General features: G+C 35.0%; 15 protein-coding genes and 1 pseudogene. 1 reads left to right on the forward strand and 15 read right to left on the reverse strand.

The features are described 5' to 3' along the window. Positions 1-23 precede the first annotated feature (23 nt). The 5 genes from LIT25_18305 to LIT25_18325 form a co-directional block, all read right to left on the reverse strand. The gene (locus tag LIT25_18305) at positions 24-1058 is read right to left on the reverse strand and encodes a type II secretion system F family protein (protein ID USK32536.1); all 1035 of its coding nucleotides are present in this window, start codon (positions 1056-1058) and stop codon (positions 24-26) included. Next, positions 1048-1209: a hypothetical protein gene (locus tag LIT25_18310; GenBank protein USK32537.1), complete on the reverse strand. Its 162-nt coding sequence runs from the start codon at positions 1207-1209 to the stop codon at positions 1048-1050. The genes LIT25_18305 and LIT25_18310 overlap by 11 nt, the downstream gene beginning before the upstream one ends. Positions 1210-1485: 276 nt before the next feature. Further along, positions 1486-3288: a TniQ family protein gene (locus LIT25_18315; GenBank protein USK32538.1), complete on the reverse strand. Its 1803-nt coding sequence runs from the start codon at positions 3286-3288 to the stop codon at positions 1486-1488. 54 nt (positions 3289-3342) lie between these two features. Then, on the reverse strand, positions 3343-4281 hold the full coding sequence (locus LIT25_18320; GenBank protein ID USK32539.1) for an ATP-binding protein: 939 nt from the start codon (positions 4279-4281) through the stop codon (positions 3343-3345). Beyond that, a complete protein-coding gene (locus tag LIT25_18325) occupies positions 4271-6265 on the reverse strand; it encodes a Mu transposase C-terminal domain-containing protein (protein ID USK32540.1) in 1995 nt (664 codons plus the stop codon). Before LIT25_18325 ends, LIT25_18320 begins: the two co-directional genes overlap by 11 nt. A 492-nt stretch (positions 6266-6757) precedes the next feature. Between LIT25_18325 and LIT25_18330 the strand changes: the two genes are divergently transcribed. Further along, the gene (locus LIT25_18330) at positions 6758-7111 is read left to right on the forward strand and encodes a helix-turn-helix domain-containing protein (GenBank protein ID USK32541.1); all 354 of its coding nucleotides are present in this window, start codon (positions 6758-6760) and stop codon (positions 7109-7111) included. A gap of 48 nt (positions 7112-7159) precedes the next feature. On the opposite strand, the gene LIT25_18335 is transcribed toward LIT25_18330, so the two are convergent. The 10 genes and pseudogenes from LIT25_18335 to LIT25_18380 all read right to left on the reverse strand — a co-directional run bounded on the left by LIT25_18335 (position 7160) and on the right by LIT25_18380 (position 18455). After that, positions 7160-8284, reverse strand: a complete 1125-nt coding sequence (locus tag LIT25_18335) for a hypothetical protein (protein ID USK32542.1) — start codon at positions 8282-8284, stop codon at positions 7160-7162. Between the two features lie 237 nt (positions 8285-8521). Continuing rightward, positions 8522-8884: pseudogene (locus LIT25_18340) on the reverse strand (TniQ family protein). A gap of 172 nt (positions 8885-9056) precedes the next feature. Then, positions 9057-9887, reverse strand: a complete 831-nt coding sequence (locus tag LIT25_18345; protein USK32543.1) for an abortive infection family protein — start codon at positions 9885-9887, stop codon at positions 9057-9059. Between the two features lie 5 nt (positions 9888-9892). Then, positions 9893-10555 carry a hypothetical protein gene (locus LIT25_18350; protein ID USK32544.1) on the reverse strand — a complete coding sequence of 221 codons (663 nt, stop codon included), beginning with the start codon at positions 10553-10555 and terminating at the stop codon, positions 9893-9895. Between the two features lie 74 nt (positions 10556-10629). Then, positions 10630-13212 carry a DEAD/DEAH box helicase gene (locus tag LIT25_18355; GenBank protein USK32545.1) on the reverse strand — a complete coding sequence of 861 codons (2583 nt, stop codon included), beginning with the start codon at positions 13210-13212 and terminating at the stop codon, positions 10630-10632. Further along, positions 13205-14098 (reverse strand): DUF1837 domain-containing protein, encoded by an 894-nt coding sequence (locus LIT25_18360; protein ID USK32546.1) that lies wholly within the window; start codon positions 14096-14098, stop codon positions 13205-13207. The genes LIT25_18355 and LIT25_18360 overlap by 8 nt, the downstream gene beginning before the upstream one ends. Before the next feature lie 300 nt (positions 14099-14398). After that, the gene (locus LIT25_18365; GenBank protein ID USK32547.1) at positions 14399-15532 is read right to left on the reverse strand and encodes a hypothetical protein; all 1134 of its coding nucleotides are present in this window, start codon (positions 15530-15532) and stop codon (positions 14399-14401) included. Next, a complete protein-coding gene (locus LIT25_18370; protein ID USK32548.1) occupies positions 15529-17193 on the reverse strand; it encodes a helicase-associated domain-containing protein in 1665 nt (554 codons plus the stop codon). Before LIT25_18370 ends, LIT25_18365 begins: the two co-directional genes overlap by 4 nt. A 27-nt stretch (positions 17194-17220) precedes the next feature. Then, positions 17221-17772, reverse strand: a complete 552-nt coding sequence (locus tag LIT25_18375; GenBank protein USK32549.1) for a metal-dependent hydrolase — start codon at positions 17770-17772, stop codon at positions 17221-17223. Between the two features lie 299 nt (positions 17773-18071). Further along, entirely contained in the window at positions 18072-18455 is a 384-nt protein-coding gene (locus LIT25_18380) for a hypothetical protein (GenBank protein ID USK32550.1), read from the reverse strand. Positions 18456-18498: the final 43 nt, after the last annotated feature.

The following is an 18498-nucleotide window of genomic DNA, read 5'->3' on the forward strand; positions in this document are numbered from 1 at the left end:
TATTAAATTTATTTTGACTGATTTTATAAAGCTTCCATCATATGATACATTGGCAAAATCATTGATAAATACATCATTAAGACCGTCATGCCGACTGCAAAATAAGCTGCGGGCTGTATCAGCATAATCCACTTCATTAATTTGTTCTCAAGCCGTTCTAGAACAAATTGACTGTAAGTATAGAGCTCCCTCGCTAAATGCCCATTTGCTTGTCCATGCCCGATTACCTGAGTCAGTTCCTTCTCATAAAATAAGTTTCGTGCAACTAAACCTTCAAAACGCTCTCCTTTCTTTAGATGATCAATAAACCAGGAAGCTTCATCCCTGTAGAATGGGAGCAAGTTTTGATTTTCAAAGACTGTCAGGCTTTCATATATAGATAATCCGCCTTGCAATAAATTGCTTAACTGCAACGAAAAGTAATAACTGTTAATGAGGATCACAAATTTCTTCCAGAGCGGAATTTTTATTGCAATTCTCATTTTTTCCTGCGGCAGAAGCTTTTTAAAATAGCTAATGTAAAAAATGCTGCCGAGAACAAAAAGCATGAGGATAAAAATGAGGAATAACTTAGTGCCTTGAAAGATTATAAAAAGAATTTCAGTTAGTATACTTGGCTTAATATTCATTGAATGATAGATTTGCTGAAACTGCGGAGCAATAACTGACTGAGAGATATACAGAAGAATACCAATCGTAAAAAAGAGGAAAAGAGGATATTGCAGAACTTTTTTCATTTTTTCGTGCTGCACAAGCTTGCGGTTCAGCATTTCCCCCCCTTCTCTAAGAGCAATTTCAAGATCTCCATGCCTTTCTGCAAAGTACAAATAACTTAGCACTTCATTATGGAAGCGCAGCTTTTCAAATGCTGTGCGGACAGGTACTCCTTTAGATAATTCCCGCAAGCAAAAGAAAACCGCTTGTTTCTTTTCCTCATTTAAATCAATTGAGGTGAACTTCATTGCTTCATTCAGCGTATATCCTTTTTCCAATAGATCGCTGAGTCTTTTTAAGAACATTGCCTGATCTTTGATTAACCACTTTTTCTTAATCTTCATATTGAAAAATCCATTTATGCATTGACTGATTGGATAAATAGCCTAAAGCAATTCCTTTTTTAATAACATCTTTTAAGGTTATATAGTCACAATCCACTTCCTCTCCCCGGGCTTCTTTTAAGGCAAGAGTCAGATTTTTTCCATAAAGCATCTCGAAAATTCCAAGTCGTCTGGACTTTCTCATTTTTTTGCAGTGAGGAGAGCATTCATTTGCGCAAAAAGGGCATTTCACTGCTACGAGCCTTTGTGCCACAACAGCTATTGTAATCCTTCAAACAACTTGAGACACAACCATCTATAAACCCTGTTATCATAACTATGGTTGTCAAATATCTTGAGAAACCTTTTCACAAAGATTGCGATAGAAGAAACTTCTTCCACAGACCGTGAGAATGGAATCATCCGTTTGAAACCAAGAAAAAACCACTTAAAGAGAAGTGGTTTTATTATCTAAGTATTCTATACATTCTTGTTTGCTCCATCTTTTAATCCTCATTAAATGACCTATAATTTGATCCTTACTCACATAACCTGCTTTATCATATGAAACGTCTCTGTATTCTAATTTTAAAATTGTTTCTACCCATTTGTTGACTGTGCGTTGTCCAACACCAAAGATTTTTTGTATCTCTTTTTTTGTATATCCAAACCTTTCAATGCGTTTCAACTTCTCTTGAAAAACAATTTCATCCAGATCTTTTCGACTTATAAATAATCCTTTAAAATTCATCTGATCTTTTAATATAGACGAATTTAACTTACGCTGACTAATCAGTAGAATAAGATCGACTGGTTCAATTGATATCAGTCTCGTCATAAGAGTCGCCTTGTTAAAAACAACTTCGTCGTCATTTGGACTTTCAATTACTCTGCAGTTTTTAATAATAGTCTGCAAAAAATGTATTAAGTTATCCTTATTAATGAGCCAAATGGGATAACCATCTAAGGCAGGACCGTGTTTAGCATCTATCATTCCCTGATTAACCAAATCTTCCGTTCTATCTAAATTGAGCCCAAGAAATTTTGATGCCCTTAATAAACTCCAGGATTGCTTTTTCAATTGCATGTACGTGGCAACGCTTTCCTTTTCTATCAAGCGAATGAGACGTCCCTGCTTAAACTCAGTAGAACAAGATAATAATCCGTATTCACACAAACGGAGAACTACTTTATACTCAGAGTTTATCATCCTTATTGTTTCATTTATAGAAAGGAACTTTTTTTCTATTTTAAGCGGTCTAATAGCTTTCCGCTCATTTATATACTCAGATGTTAACGTATTCAGGTGATTCGTATAAACTTGATGATAGAAGGAACCTCTAGGATGTGAAACTACCTTTTTAAGCAATCTGTATCTATTTGCCCTAGTGTCTTTCGAAATTAAATCCCCATCCATATATTCTATTATCTTCGGAAGGAATTTATCAGGTTTAGTTAGTAAATAAAAGATGTGATTCACAATAAAATTCATCATACTAATATCTCTTCTAATATTGCTATTTCTTAAAAATATAACCCTATCAGACTCACATTTCATTTTAAGATGGTTGATCCGCTCAATTTTGAAATTGTCGATCATCTGGCTGCAAAGGTAAAACAATTGAAAAAATTCGGTCCTTTCTAATGTAATCTGGTTCGAACGATTGCTAAGCTGAGCATTTTCGTTTAAAAGTAAACCCTGGACTTTCTTTTGAATATATAAACTTAATTTGTCTGGAAGTTCACCTTTAATATCAGCGGATGAGTAAGAAGATCCACACTTACACTTATCCCTCATAAATCGTGAAAGAATGATTGGATCGCCACAATGGTTACACTTCTCTAACAGCCATTGATTATGTTTTGTGCAAATCGTTACTACAGAAACATCCCAGTGTAATCGATAATAAAAATCTTCTCTGATGCAACTCGGACAATACTTGGCATAATATTTTTCGTACATACACTGATTCTCTAACTGATTAGGTGAATGGCCAAAGATAACCCCATTATACTTATTTAAGAACATTGGGGCAGGGTCCATCCCCATCAGATTTACGTAATCTCTTAAAAAGACAGACCATTTTTTTTTTGGATCAAAATAATTACAATTCGTTCTATAGATAGTACCTTTGATCTCTATTAATGCAGTGCCCAAATGATCAAAGAAATTGGCAATAAATGTTCGGTGAAGATAAGAATAGAGACTTTCGTTTTCCTTAACCTCTACCCTGAATTGTGGTGGCCTCATTTGAGTTCTCCTTTGAATGTAATAAAAATAAGCGGGTTACCCCGCTTATAAAAATTAGACAGAAACCTTTGTCGTTCGATGTATCGAGAATTCTTTTTGAGCAAAAGGATTCATTTTGCCTTCCTCAAGCAAATGAGCTTGAAGCTGGAACCCCTTTGCAAGATCTTTTAAATCGATCTTGTCTTTTTGATCTTTGATGGCATTTTCAGCTGCTTCTCTCACGATTTTAATGATCGAGTCCATCAAGCCATTTGTTGCATAATAGAATCGTTCCGCCATATCGCCTAATCCCGCCATTTCAACAAACGGCAACTGGCTATCAATCAGATGCAAGAGCGTACGGAATTCTTTGACACTGTCCTCCGTATCATAAGCAAACGTTGTTAAATCATACCTGATAGAAAATCTTCGATTTAGTTGGGAACTGGCTTTCAAAACTTGTTTTGATTCCGCCATTCCAAACAGTACACACGGTACGTTTGTCCGATTAACGAGGGATTTGAAACAATCCGACACTTTGTTTATCCTTAAATGATCATCCGTTTGAACAAAATGCTGCACCTCGTCCAATATAATGATCTCAATTCCGCACTTTTGAATCAGGTTTTCCAACCGATGATTTTTATTGCCGATTGTCCCTTTAACAGGGAAAGGGTCCCCTAATTTTTCAAGCAGTGTTTCCATGAACGTATTAATGGTTGCTGGGCTTACAACCTCTGCATGAAGAATGGTTTTTTTGGTTTGTGTTTCTCCACTCACAACCTGACCGTATTTTTGTAAATACGTCTTAATAACGGTTGTTTTACCTGACCCTGACAAACCTGTAATCAATCCGCTCAATGGGGTTTCTGATGTGTGAATCGAATCATGACACTTTCGAATTAATCCGAGGGCATGGTTGAAACGCGGATGGAGAATTTTGATGTTTTTCAGTGCTTTCTTTTTCTCCTCCAACGTGTAATGGCTGAATGTTGCTTTTTTCTCAATTTGCATTAAATACACTCCAGTCGCTATAATCGATTTCTTCACTAATACTTACTACTTTTGGTTCCTTTTTCTTAGGCTTTTTTGGTTTTTCAATCCGAACTTCGTAATCTTGTACGGTCACTTCTTTTTGCTCTGTAGATATGTTCTGATTCGATCCAACACCCTCGAATCTCTTCTCTTTTCGTCTTACCGTAAGGGTTTTTTTTGTTTCTGCTTTGCACATTGCCATTAACTCCGCTTTCGCTGCTGCAAGAGCAGACCTGTCTACTGATTTTTTTGTTTCTCTCACTTTTGAAAGAATGGCTTTATGAGCATACTCATTTAAATTTAAAGAGTACTTTTGATCTGTACAAGGTACTTCGAGGTACACTTTGCTGCATTCATCATAAACGTAAATCTTAGAAATGTTTGTAGGATCATACTTGAACTTGACCTCATTTTTCCCCTTTGACTTGGTTATTTCATGCCGCAACTGAAATAATTGATCAGAGTTATAGTAGAGATAATTGGTGCGTATCCCATGACGCTGAATACTACCCTCCCCGAGTTTCATCAGCATGATCTTCCAGTCTAAAGGTTTTTCTGGGATAGGCGGTGCGGGTGTTGCTTTTAAGGCATCTGCCCAAATCTCTGACGGCACCCCTTTAATACCGTTGTGAAAATCTTGTGCATAGTAATCAAGAAGCCACTTATGGAACATTTCGACAAGCATATCGAAACTGATTACAGCATTTTTTACGGGATTGTACTCTCCCTTTTGAACGGTATTGGAAAACGTTGTTCCCTTTGTCTGATGAAGGAGTTCAGTGTTGATTGTTCTGAAATGGCGTTCTACCGATCCTTTATACCAGGGAGCTTTCACTTTACAATAGTATCGATTAATCTGAAGCTGAATACACGCTTCAATAAAATGCTTACTATGAAATTCCTTTCCGTTATCTAAAACGAGAAGTTCAGGAATTCCATAAGCGAGCCACTTATTTTTTATGTTCGGATACTTACTAGAGATGTACGTTTTTGGCGAAATGGCGTGAGATAAAGCATGCATAACAGATGTGTAAGACGGCGGCTCGAATCCGATGTAGTATCCTAGAGGATAACCACTGAATACATCTAAACATACAGTAATCCAAGGCCTCCCAATCGGCAGCCTGCTTTTTTCATCTACTACAAATAAATCTAACCTGGTATGATCTACCTCGACCCTTTGCAGAATATACTCTGGTCTCTGATTTGCATTTACCTGGCCGAACTTTGCTTTAGCAAAGGCTTGTCCTTTACGAGCTTTAGCAACGTCATATTTTGAATACTCTTTCATCCTCCTTCTAACGGTTGACTCGGAAGGATGATGAAGAAGCGTCTTGTCTTTTTCCTTTTTTCCTTTTTGCTCCTTGTTGTATAAATCGATTCTATGAACCACTTCCTCACAAACGGATGTTGCTGTAAAATTCACTGGAGCGAAAATCATTTCTTCAATGACTTGATCAATGATCGAATCTACTTTATTGAAAAGTCTATTGCCCCTCGCTCTGTTATCGCTGGGAACTAAGGAAAAGATATCTCCCTCGCTATCCTTATAAGCTTTCATCCATCTGTACAACGACTTGTCAGAGACAATATGCCCCTCCGATTTCAGTGTATCAACTCTGGATTTGATGTAAGGTCTAAGCGATTTGACGTTGAGACTTAATAGCGGCTCGATTGCACGTAGGCGGAACATCGCCTTTTCTTTATCCTTTTCTGGAACCATTGTAAAATCTGAATATCGGTCCACTTTCGTATTGAGCCCTGCACCTGTTTTCTCGTAATAAGCAAACTCAAGATTTCCTTTTTCATAATTGGCCAGGATATCCTCTCTAGAGAACTGCTCTGTCACACCTTTGAACTCCAAATCACTCCCTTCAAATAAATCCTTTTCCAGTTGTTTTGTAATTTCAAAGGAACGCCCGTTTAATAAAAAGCGGGTACCCAGACCAATAAAAACGGCCATAACCATTCACATCCTTTCTTTTTTTTATCGTCGACTCTTTAAAACTCTGTGTCTCGAAGCACAAGTTGAATTCTAGCCGCTACCAAGACACCGAGTATACAGGAAATTTATGGTAACTGTTGAAAGTGCAAATGAGGTTTTGTATAATAAAAGATTAAAAAATATTTTTCTATAATTTAAAAGAAAAACAAGAAATAAAATAAGAAACCAACTCATATCAACGGTTTAAGCGGCTTTTTTATTGCTTAAATCTTAAAAGCATGACAAACAGAAATTTTTTTTGTTTTTCTGCATATTCCCCTCTCTTAGGTTTCAAGATTTATCAGATTAAGATTAATATACGCCACAGATAGGAAAATATTCATGATTGTAAACATTATTTATTATCGTAAATAAGTACCTTTTTATCTCTTTTTCTGATTAGAGGATTTTTCTATGAGAATGTGGAAAGAAATGATAATAAATAAAACCGACATGAACGTGGAGGTCATAATGTTTAGAGATATCGGAGAGCAGATCAGACATGCTAGAAATATAAAGGGTATCGGTCTTAATGATTTTGCTCAAAAAATTGGTGTGTCACCCGCGTACTTAAGTAACTTGGAAACAGGCAAAACAGATACAATTAGTATTTTCTCATTGGATAACCTGAACAAAGAACTGAATCTCTTTCCAATTAATCAAATGAAATTTGAGGAGTTGACGTTAGAATCTGATGAGCGGACCAACGAAGTCTTTCTTTCTCTCTTTCAATTACAAAATGAAGACCGTGAAACATTTGATCACGTATTACTTCTCATTGAGCAAGCTCTTAAAATCGTTTCGGTGAATAAAAAAGCAAATTAATCAAAAAAATAGACATCCAGCAGATGTCTATTTTTTGTCCAACCTTATTTATTGAGGTTCGCCCAGAATGTTGCACAGTTCACTTCTTTTCACTACAACCCTGTTGATTGTGCCCTGAAAATAATCCTTTATTTCATTCCTTTTCAACAAGCACCTGATGATTGATTCCTCTATCTTCAGTTCATCAGCCGCTCTTCTTACCGACATGTATTCAGATTTAAAATGAATAATATCTTTATAACGAAAGACCATTACTTGTTTCCCGCTTTTAAAGCTTACTATCTTAATTGGGCGAAGGAGGTGTCTGCTCACTAATTTGCCAACTGTATCATACTCCATTTTAAGGATCTTTTTGACTTCATTTGCCCCAATAAACAAGAAGTCCATTTCAATTGAACGATGATCAAAATAAAGATCTGTTAACTTAGGAGCAAGAACACAGGAATATACTTTCCCTTCATTGTTAAAAAGGGCTTTCATTGCAAGTCCGATTCCGTATCTTGACTTATACATCTCCAATAGATAGCTAAATGGCAACTTCTCTTTTACATCTTGAATAACCTCGAACGTAAGGTTGCCCATCAACCAGTCCGCTTCCGCTTTTTTGATAAATGTGCTTTTATAGTTTGGAAGATGGTGTTCAGATAATATCCCCTCTTCCAAACACTTTTTGAGCAGCATGTGATTCATTCCTAATAAAAGCGATGCTTGCTTTTTATTTATGTACTTTTTGCTGGCGTTTTTCATTTTAATAAGGGATTTGTGTTCAATCCTCGTAAGAGAATATTCCTTTTTATTTCCCTTTGGTTTATAAACGCCCTTATTAAGCAAAAGGCCTAATTGATAGTTAGTAACCCCCTCCTGTTCCATGATGTATTTTTTATTTATTCTCTTTTTACAATGTAAATAATGAGTATATAGAGAGATCAGTTCCTTTTTTGATACGAGTTGTTCAAATGCTTTTACTCTTCTTTGCCTCTTCTTATCATTAGGAACTTTTGCGAGAAACGCATCAAATACCGTATAAAAATTCTTGGGAAAATCATCAAACATCCAATAGACGTTAGCCAATGTCAATGTTTGTTCATATAAAGGAGTATCCGTGTTTAATCCATGCGGATTGGTTGGATAGTCAAGAAAACGAGGCAATTCATCTAAAATTTTTACTGTCACTAAAACCAGCTCGAAAAAATTAGATAGAGACAGCCGATTTAACCATTCATTTCCTTGTATATCCTTACTGATCAACCTATCCTGGAAATAGGATTGGGACTTATAAATGAGTGAATTTACTTTTATGAAGAATGGTTTTCCCTGGCTTATCGGCATTTCGCACTTTCTGCATGAATTGCTCATCACACAATTCAACGTGACTGGTGAATGACAATTCAAACAACCATCACTCATTAATACAGAATGCTCTAAACAAATAGTCATAAAATTGAAGCACCATGGCCATTTATGATACAGATTCTTTTCTATGCACAGCGGACAGAATTTGATATTACTCTTGTTTATTAGTTGTTTAGAGGTTTTTGCACCGCCCTCATTACAATGATAATGAGAAGAACGTCGATAGAGGTCTTCAGGTGATTTTTGGGAGAGGCTCGCTATTTTCTCAACACTTTTCATTGAGATATCATTGTTCATTAATTCATGATACGTTAAATCCAAATAATCTCGAAAATTAGCGGGAGATTTATGAAAGTTTTCCATCGATAAACGCAGGAGATAGCTTGATAAACTTTCATAAGGGTATACATTCGGTCTTATTAGAAATGGTTTTAGCTGCAGGATTCATTTCACCTCCTCTATTTGATTTTCCTAGTATTTTAAGCATGGGGAAATTTATACATAAAATCGTTCAAATAAATATGAAAAGAAAATACCGCGTCTGCAGCAAAGTTGATTTGCTGCAGACGCGGTATCCTCCATTCAAAAGCTCCTAAAAATGATGATGGTTTATTTCGCTGGTCTGTTTCTTCGAATGAACATGACTCAACTTCCCTTCAACAGATTCAATGAACTCAATCATACTGGATATATTTTTAAAAATTAACATGCTTTCTTGATAATTCAGAATCGGGTTATCATGGGCAAAACTTTTGTCATTTCTCACTGAGTTAAAAGCATCCAGTAACGAAATGGATGACTTAAGAATTCGCAGAGTCATAACAGATTCAATCAACTTGTTTTTCTCAAGCACCTTTACATATTCCCCGTATAAACTATGTAACGCTTTATCTTTATCATAAGAAATTTGATGTTTTCTACACAGACTCCTAAAGTATTTCACAGTATACGTATGAAGCCTGTCAAGAGCTGCTTCTGGTTCATTTCTTTCAATGCTTTCTTTAATATTTTGGGCTAAAACGGAAAAATCTTTATCTTCTATCTGTGGTTTTAAAATTCCATTCACAAATTCTGTTACACCTTTTTGATTTAGATTCTCTGCAATGGAATAACAAGCATCGAATAAAACTTGCTCTGATTCTTCAATTTCCTGATCGTACAATTCTTTTCTCTCTTTCCAATGATCAAGCATTGAAAAAATAAGTTTTGATACGTTTTCATCCGCCTCTAATTCCCAAAAGGCACGTAATCGATTTGCTTTCGATTCACCTTTTATAGAATACTGTTCATCATAAATATCAATACCTGTAGTTTCGATTACAAAATCTCGTAGCGTTCCATTATTAAAATGTAAAACATACCCACTGCCCATATTTAAAAATCTTTCTAATTTAATTCTGTCAATATGTTTTAGATTTGACATCGTCATTATCCTTTCAGAGCTTCTATATGAGGAATTATTTTCATCCAGCTTTTTTTATGCCCTTCCATTCCACCGAAATTGGCCATGCCCAACCTCCCTGGATGAACGACGCTAAATAGCTTCATTTCTCCAACGATAAATGGCTCCGTAGAATCTCTGGCTTTTGGATAAGAACATCTGAGTTTTGGGTATTCATTGCGATATACCCGCTTTATTGAATCGAATGCATCCTCGCCCAAGGCAATGATAATCTTCGGTTTGATTATTTCAATCACTGGCCTTAAAAAGGAATGACTGCAGTTACTTTTCCATGCAGATTTTAGTTTTTGGTTTTTTTCTCCATCTTTCATACATAACACGCTATTGGTAAAAAACAGTCCAACGTTCTCATCAACTCCAATCCATTTGAGGAGTTGGAGCAGATTGCGGTTCGTATCATCCAAAACATTTACTTTACCATTTTGACTAATAAACCCCGAGCTATTATACCAATCCTTCCCAATAACGAGAACATCCGCATCTAGATCCCCATACCATTCACTCCAAGGACCTATTGCCGAGGAATCAAATTTCCCTTCTAGTATTATTGATGGATTGTGCATGTTTGGACCACACAGGAAACAGCTTTTTCTTTTCTTTATCAAATTCTCATATTCTACTATTTTCATCTATGCCCCCTCCTGGTCATATTGTTTATTTTCCATACAGACTTACTCGAATACGTATCAAATGTCAAAATTCATTAATTCAATTCAACCTCGGAAATGTACAATCGAAGTATTTGTATCACTTCTCGCCTTACAATCGGCGATAAGGGAACCTTTTCCCAATTTATTTGTTTCAATAATTTTATGCATTCTTCTCCGTCTAAATTTTGATCTTTTAATATTTCTGCAATACTAATAGCCGTTGTACGTGTAAACCCTATTCCCATTAATGAAATAGGTGTTTTTTCTGAAGCACCTAATTCTAGCCAAATAGTTAAATCTGATAGATCTTCTTCAATTACGTCATTGTTCAATTCCATGAAGTAATTTAGAATATCGCGGTAACACGCAAAATATTTTACAAATTTAAAGCGGGCAAACTCTTCGATATCCTTCATTGTTTCTCTAATAATGCTTTGTTTATTTTTACTCCTATCTCGTTTCTGCCAATATTTAATATTACGAGCAATGATACGAGACAATGAATAACCTCTCATCCATTCAATTATCAGTAATGAGTAAGGGAAGTTTTTACCAGGATGTTCCCCTGATAAAATTTCTTGTATTTTTTCTACGATTTTAATATATCTATCTAAAGCAGCTTTATTATTTGGGTGAACTGGAGTGTAAAGTTCAATTGAGTGATAAGCCTCTTTAAAGAAATCGAGTAGCTGCTGCTGTGCTAATGGGCTAACACCTGGATGTTTAAGAAGGATCCCTTCTGGAACTTCGATATCTTTTAAGGCGTTTGATATGCTTGATTCTAATTCTTTGATGGAATCCTCATCATATTTTTGCAAAAAAGGAGATTCACTTAATCTATCACTTCTTATATATTCTCCCAGTAAATATGAAAATCCGTATTCAAGTTCAGGCTTTTGAAGACTCTTACTTCTAGGTGTTCCTTCATCAATAAATTCGATCAATTTTTCTACGTCATTATTTAATAGATTGTCCATCGTTTTTTCTATTTGATATTTTTTTCTAATCGTTGGAGGTGAGTTGTTCCAAATATCCTCTTTATTTGTATCAATGCAAATCACATTTCCTTGAAACTCTTTTCCTTGCCTGCCTGCTCTTCCAGCAAGATTCCAAAAATCCATTTCTCCCATAGGTATTCCTCTGCCCTTTTGTGGACCTCTGACAAAAATGCTTCTTGCGGGAAGATTCATCCCTTCGATTAAAGTAGAGGTACATATTAAAAATTGAATAATACCTTCAGAAAAGAGTCGTTCTATTTCATTTTTTATGATCAGGGGCATGTTGCCGTAATGATACCCCACTTTTCGTGACAGGATATGTGCAAGGGTGTAATCAGGATTTACTGTGTCTTTGATTAACTTAATCAGTTCGATTATTTCAGGATGATTTGAATCATTTTCGGCACCTTGTAATTCCCATAGAATGTGTCCGCAATTTTCCGCACTCGAAGGGAGATTTGCATAAACGAGATTTCCTCCTGCGGGATCAGCTAATGCATGGGTAACAAATGCCAATCTCTCCGTGACGTTAGTCGACCTTTTTGAAAGTGAAAAATCACCTAGTTTAACAACCTCTCCGTTTGCACATAAAGACATTGTCCATTCTTTTGGCTTCCTAAAAACTTGATTTGCCCAAAGTAAGTTTTGATTTACAGTAACTAGTTCTTTTTCCACGGCTTTTCCCTTTGAAGTTTCAGCTCTTTGTTCTAGTAAAACTTCTGGATTAGAAGTCATCGGACTTGAGAAAATGACCTTCCCATTCGCAGACCTTCTAGAAACTTCTTCTATTATTTGTTGAAGCAATATCCCTCTTGTCCCATCCCCTATTTTTTGTGCTTCATCTACTATCAACAACTCAGGAGCCATTTCATGATGATCTGCTAATAACCATTGAAATCTTTCTTGTGTTAAAACAAACACTTTTTTACTAAACCTATTTGATAAATCATCCATAAGCGGAACAGTAGAAACAAATATGTTTTTCAACTGATGTTCAATGAGCATTTTCCTGATATCCAACTCAACCTGTTGAATTAAAGCCCTGGTCGGTACGATGTATACAATCACTCCATTCGAATGATTTTGGAGAAACATTCGAATAATATGCAGCAAAATAAAGGATTTCCCTACCGAAGTCGGAGCAGAAATACTAACCCAGTCATTTTTTCTTGTTTCATCTAATACCTCATACTGAAATTTATTGATGGGAATGATTAATTCTCTTTTAGAGTCAAAAATAGAATACTTCATTAACCGATTCATAGAATCTAAATTGAATTCCATTGGTATATGATCTTTGTAATCGGATAAAAGTTGGTTCCGATTTATACTTAGATTGATAGCTGTGTGATTTGTCATTTTATCCAGAATGTAAGCGGCAGAATTCTTTTGATTTTCTGACGTACCAACTGATTGCAAGACATATTGAGCAATTCTAAAAGCAGTATCCAAGTGCTTTGCGTCATCTGATTCTGAAAAGATACTGGCACACATAAGCAAGTATCTTAAATCGATTTCAGGTGATTCATCATAAGATAATGGAAATTGTTGTCGGATGGATTTATAAAGAAGAGGTTTATATTTTTCTTGATATCCCTGTAATTGAAATAAATTATGAGGCAATCTCGATTTATACATCCTGAATTGCCTCCAAAAATTTATTTCTGAAAACTTGTACAGAAGGAAAAGGGATAAGAAACACATCTAAAGTGAAATTTTCTAGATATTGATGTCTTTTAATTCCAGTATTTATTTTTCCTGACCAGTTTGTAAGGGCTTGATTAATTTCACCTAATACAATTTCTTGTGTCTTTTCAAATGGAACTGAACAATACGAATCAATATCAAATCCTATTAAACACGCACCTCTATACTCGAGTGAATTGAATGATGGATGGTTTGGATCAAGATAGTTAAGCATCGCTGCTTCCAGTTCGACATTTGCAAAATCGAGATTAGTCAAAAGCAATTGAAGATCTCTTTCTCTAGGATTTTCAGCCCCTCCTGGTCCTATTAAGTAAGGAGCAAGACTTTCAAAACACTCCCGAATCGCACTATCAATTGATTGGTAAAGTTTAGACTCCCCCCAATAAAGCAATAATTTTTCGGTTGCTGTGTCATAGCCTATATGAATAGCATCTGCCCCTTGGTAATGAAGTTGTCCACTTGTTTTAAGTGACATCTTGGAGATTGCCTGCGGGAACCTTAATACACTTTGAATGAGTAAATAGAGCAGCATCTCCCCGCCTTCTCCCGTCTTCTTTAATTGGGTAAACAGTTTTCTTGCTTTCTTTTTTAACATTACCGTATTTATTGTAGTATTCTCTTCATCATCCATCTTTTTCGCCTTTGAAATTTCTGAGCGAGGAATCGCATAATCTAATAGAAAACATGCTATTCTGATTGCAAAATCTTCTACTCTCGGTAAATGCTGACCATCAGACGAAAGCATAAAGCATCTTGTCGTAGCTTTTGTTCCAATAATTTGTTGATGAGTATTTACTTGTGTTAGATAAGCGTTCAATTCCTCTCCATTGCCTCGGAGCAAGGACTGAATATATTGATCCAGAAAATCCTCTTTTCTGGTAGCACGTAATGGCGATGACATGATAAAATACCCTCCACTCCCCTAAAATCGTTCCAATATTTATCTGAAATGTAAAATAGTATTAGGTCAATTATATCAAAATACTTAAGCACCTATAAGGGAACTGACATTCGAAATGAAAGAAAATGCAAAGAAGGCCTACTCCATAAAGAGCGGCCATTTAGAGAATTTAACTTCAACTCGAATTCTTCAAACTTTACCAAGCTAATATATTCATTAACTAAGAACCCTTTCAAATTCATAACTCACAATTTCAGGTATATACCTACTATTTCTTTTAAGAACATTGTATAAATATCTATAGTTGTTCTTTTTACTGTCTGACAATTTTTCATCATTATCAAATACTGTTAATTCAAAAATGATAAAATAATCATTTTCAATTAATGTTGCAAACGGAAATATATCAAGTAGGATAAATGGATTATAGGTATGCGGAATATACAACTCAAAGTCAGAACTAATGATTAGATTTTTTTCACTCCAAACTTCGTGTCTTTCTCCTTTTGCTAAAAACCATCCTTCAGGAGTTAATTGTACATAAGTTACATTTTCTTGTTCTGTTATATTCAATAAGCCGCATTCCACCCCTTTCTCAAGCCCTAAAGTAACAGGGGGTAAATATGATATATTGACCCATTCGTTTTTGTTTACCTGTAGTCTGGAAATACTATTTAACAAATAAAATGTCTGTCTTGAGACGAATTTTTTTTTGTAAAAATCATTTATGAAGTCTTCAGAATCTCTCATTTTCCATTCGATAAATTCCACTTCATTAAAATAGACTTTATTTTTCTGCTTTTGTAAAAGATTCATTTCTAGACTATATTGAATCAAGTCTTTTAAAAGATTTCTTTCACTTTCATCAAACTGTAACGTTTCGATCATTTTATTAATTTGTTTATCATATCTTTTTCCTGAATGAAAAATAGACCCCTGCTCTCTTAAATACAAAAGAACTAAAACAAATTTTAACATGAGGCTTTGATTTGTTTTGGTCTTTATTTCATCTAAATCTTTTACTACTAAGCCACGTCCATCCACCCAAAGCAATTCTTTTAGATCTTTTGGTAAAATACTGTTCACTAGTAAGCCATATTGCTCTAACTCTTTTATCTGTTTTTCAGAAAGTGATCTGCCGCTATAGACATGCATAAACAGGCTGTTCACAGTTTCATTGCTGATATAAGGGAATATCCGATTACTTATTTTCTCCATATTTTTTAAAAAGTCTACTATTTTTGATATATACCAATGCTTTTTAACACCTTCTACAAAAAGACTTAACTTCTTAGCAATTCCTACTATTGTTTCATCATCAAGTCCTTGTAATGCTTCCTCTAAGTTCATGAATTATTCCCCTCAGCTAATATACTTTCGTAATGTTCTATTTTGTAACGAAAGCCGTAATTTGAAAGCTTTCTTTTTCTCCTGAAATAATCACGCTCTTCAATAGAATTTCTTGTAACAAGGGAAATAAGATAACTTTCTGTTTTACTATGCTGCGGCATGAGTTTACCAACCCTCAAGTACTCTTCTCTTTCAGAACCTTTTTGATAGGTTAGTGCAATTATCGTGTCTAGTTCAATAAATTGTTTTCTTTCTACCTTTAATGATGATGCTATCATCTTAGTAATCCTCTTATTATTAAACGCTACTAGCAACGCATCAATTTCCTCATTTTCTAACGAATCTTCTCCAGTAATAACCTCTAAATCAAACCAATCTCCATACTTTTTTGCAATCTCTACAAAAAATGAAATAATTAGTGTTTGATTTGTTGGCTTTGTTTTTAGAAAATAATCAGTCACTACCCTTTTTAATGAATTGTTTGCCGCAATATTTCTTTGATGCTCAGGGTTATTACTAGCCCGCTCGTATTCTTCAAGTTCGTGTTGAGGTAAAGGAATCTTTATTTCTACACAATTCACAGGTACATGAAAACCCAATTCGACCAGCTTATTAGGCAAAATTTCATACCATTTGGGTCCAATTAATCCAATTACATTCATTCCTTGCCCATCTGATCTCGCTAAAGTGGAAGCAAGTGCAAGTTTGTACGTTGACTGGAGCAAAACAGTTTTTTCATTATTTTCAGTAGGTAGCTTATGTGCATCATCATAAATAATAAATCCAAATTCATTTAAATGATTTAAATTATTGAAAACATCTCTATACGTTGAAACTGTAATTGGTTTCATATCTATATGTGACGAACAAATACTTCCGACTAAATCTTTAGGATAATCGGTTTTATCGGATATTTCAGACATCCATCTTTTAAGACTTGATTCGTTTTCTGTGATTATTAATGTTGTCGTCTCAATTGATTCCATTATTTTTAAGGCTACTAATGTTTTTCCTGAACTTGGCGGCATTATAATTGTGCCGCCCCCTCCAGCATGTCGATTGTATTTTAGGAAAGATTCTGCAGCTTGAGACTGAAAATCCTGTAACACGATGGGTTCTCCATACGAATCCTTTTTTAACAATCGGAAATTGAGTGTATTACCTCTATAATTGGTTGAATCTTTAATAAACAGAGATTGATTAAACAATATTTTTTTTATTTCCAAACGATCTCTATGATTAAAAATAAGCGACGTTTCATTAGGTTCAGCTACGATCTTTGAATAAATGGTATTAATACGTTTAATTTCTGAAATTATGTAATGATTTTTAGCCTTTAATACGAGATAGCCGTCTTCTGTAACAAAAGAAAGACTTCCAAATTCACGAATATTTTTTTTCACCGTATTGATAAAGCCTTCTGATAATTCATTTTGAGATTTCTCCTCCAGAAATTCAATTATCTCCTCAGCACTTATACCTTTTGCAGCAGCCGTCCACAATGAGTAGGGGGACATCAGGAATGTACTCACTTCTTCTGGTGTCTTAATAAGATCTGCAAATTTAATCATGTGATCTTTGATTTTCCCCTTTGGATCTTGCCACTCACATACATACAGCAATCTGCTTTTTTCGTGAGTAATAATAGGATATTTGTACATTTTGCCACCTCCTTGAAAAATCGTCACTTAATTAATCAATGATGTTACTTTAAGGAGGGCCAATAAGATATTACTTATAAGCTCACCAGTCGAATAGAATAACGGACTAAGCATTTTTTTATTTAAAATCAATGCCGCTGCTGTGAGTATTGAAATAAAAAGGATGACCGTTTCTGTAAAACTAGAGGTTTTATAGGTGAGAGGCGATTTTTTTCGACTAATATCAAACGGATAAAACAGGGGGACGCCTGTTTTAGAAAAGAAATCACCAATAATATGAAATAGGTAACCGAGACAGAGCCCCATAGTAAAATAAGTTGGAAAGAAGACGACTAGATATAAGAAAAAACAAAATGCCAATAATGAATGGGTCATCCCTCTGTGACCATATTTCTTCTTTACTAAATAGGAAAGACCAAATGACCTCCTTCCAATATACGAATTTGGCTCATCTATATCTGGCAGCAAACTGCCTAAAGAAAGGCCGCCTAAAAATCCAATAGTAAAAGGGATGGATAAAATTTGTGCTATTCCCGCTCCTGCTGCAATAGATGATGCAAGGTGTGTTTTGTACATCATGATTAAACACCGACTTTCTATAGCTGAAAAGACTCATGCTTGTTTAATCAATATTTATGTTACTGATTTCAATTCATTCCTAGACATTACATATTGCTACACTTAAAAAAGTGCTTCCATTTAGGAAGTTTTAACAAACTAAAAAAACTCGTCGATTTTGACGAGTTTTTTTCACTTAATTGATAACTATTGGATTAGTTGCTACAGGTTAGCCGTTAAATACACCTTGTTAATGTAATGGAATAAGACGTTATTTAAGCATCTATCTTTTCTAAGATTAATAATTTTTCATCCGAAATTTATTTTATCAATGTTTCGGCAGGAGTAAATGCTTCCCATTGATTGTAATCAGTTGATATTTCAGTTATTAACCAATTAGTTCTATATGGTTCTGGATTTCTTTCTATGGTAATAACCTTTTGTCCTTTACTAAAGTTTGCATATGAAGTAAGTAAATCATATGAAATAGTATATTGCATTTTTGCATCATTAATCTTTTTCGCCTTAACGATCCTGAAGTTATCGACCCACGGACTTGATTGTCCTGTACCCCAACTTCTTTGTTCAAATTGTTTCCTTGTCTTTTGTCGAAGTGAAGGCGATAGCATTGCATATTGAACTGCACCACTTCTGTTTTTCACACCCAATATCCATAATTGCAGGGCTTGTTTAGGTGTATCCACTTACATCCCTGACATAAATGATACTATTTGCCTTTCTAACAAA

The organism is Bacillus sp. F19 (assembly GCA_023823795.1).
In the GTDB taxonomy this organism is placed as follows: domain Bacteria; phylum Bacillota; class Bacilli; order Bacillales; family Bacillaceae; genus Bacillus_P.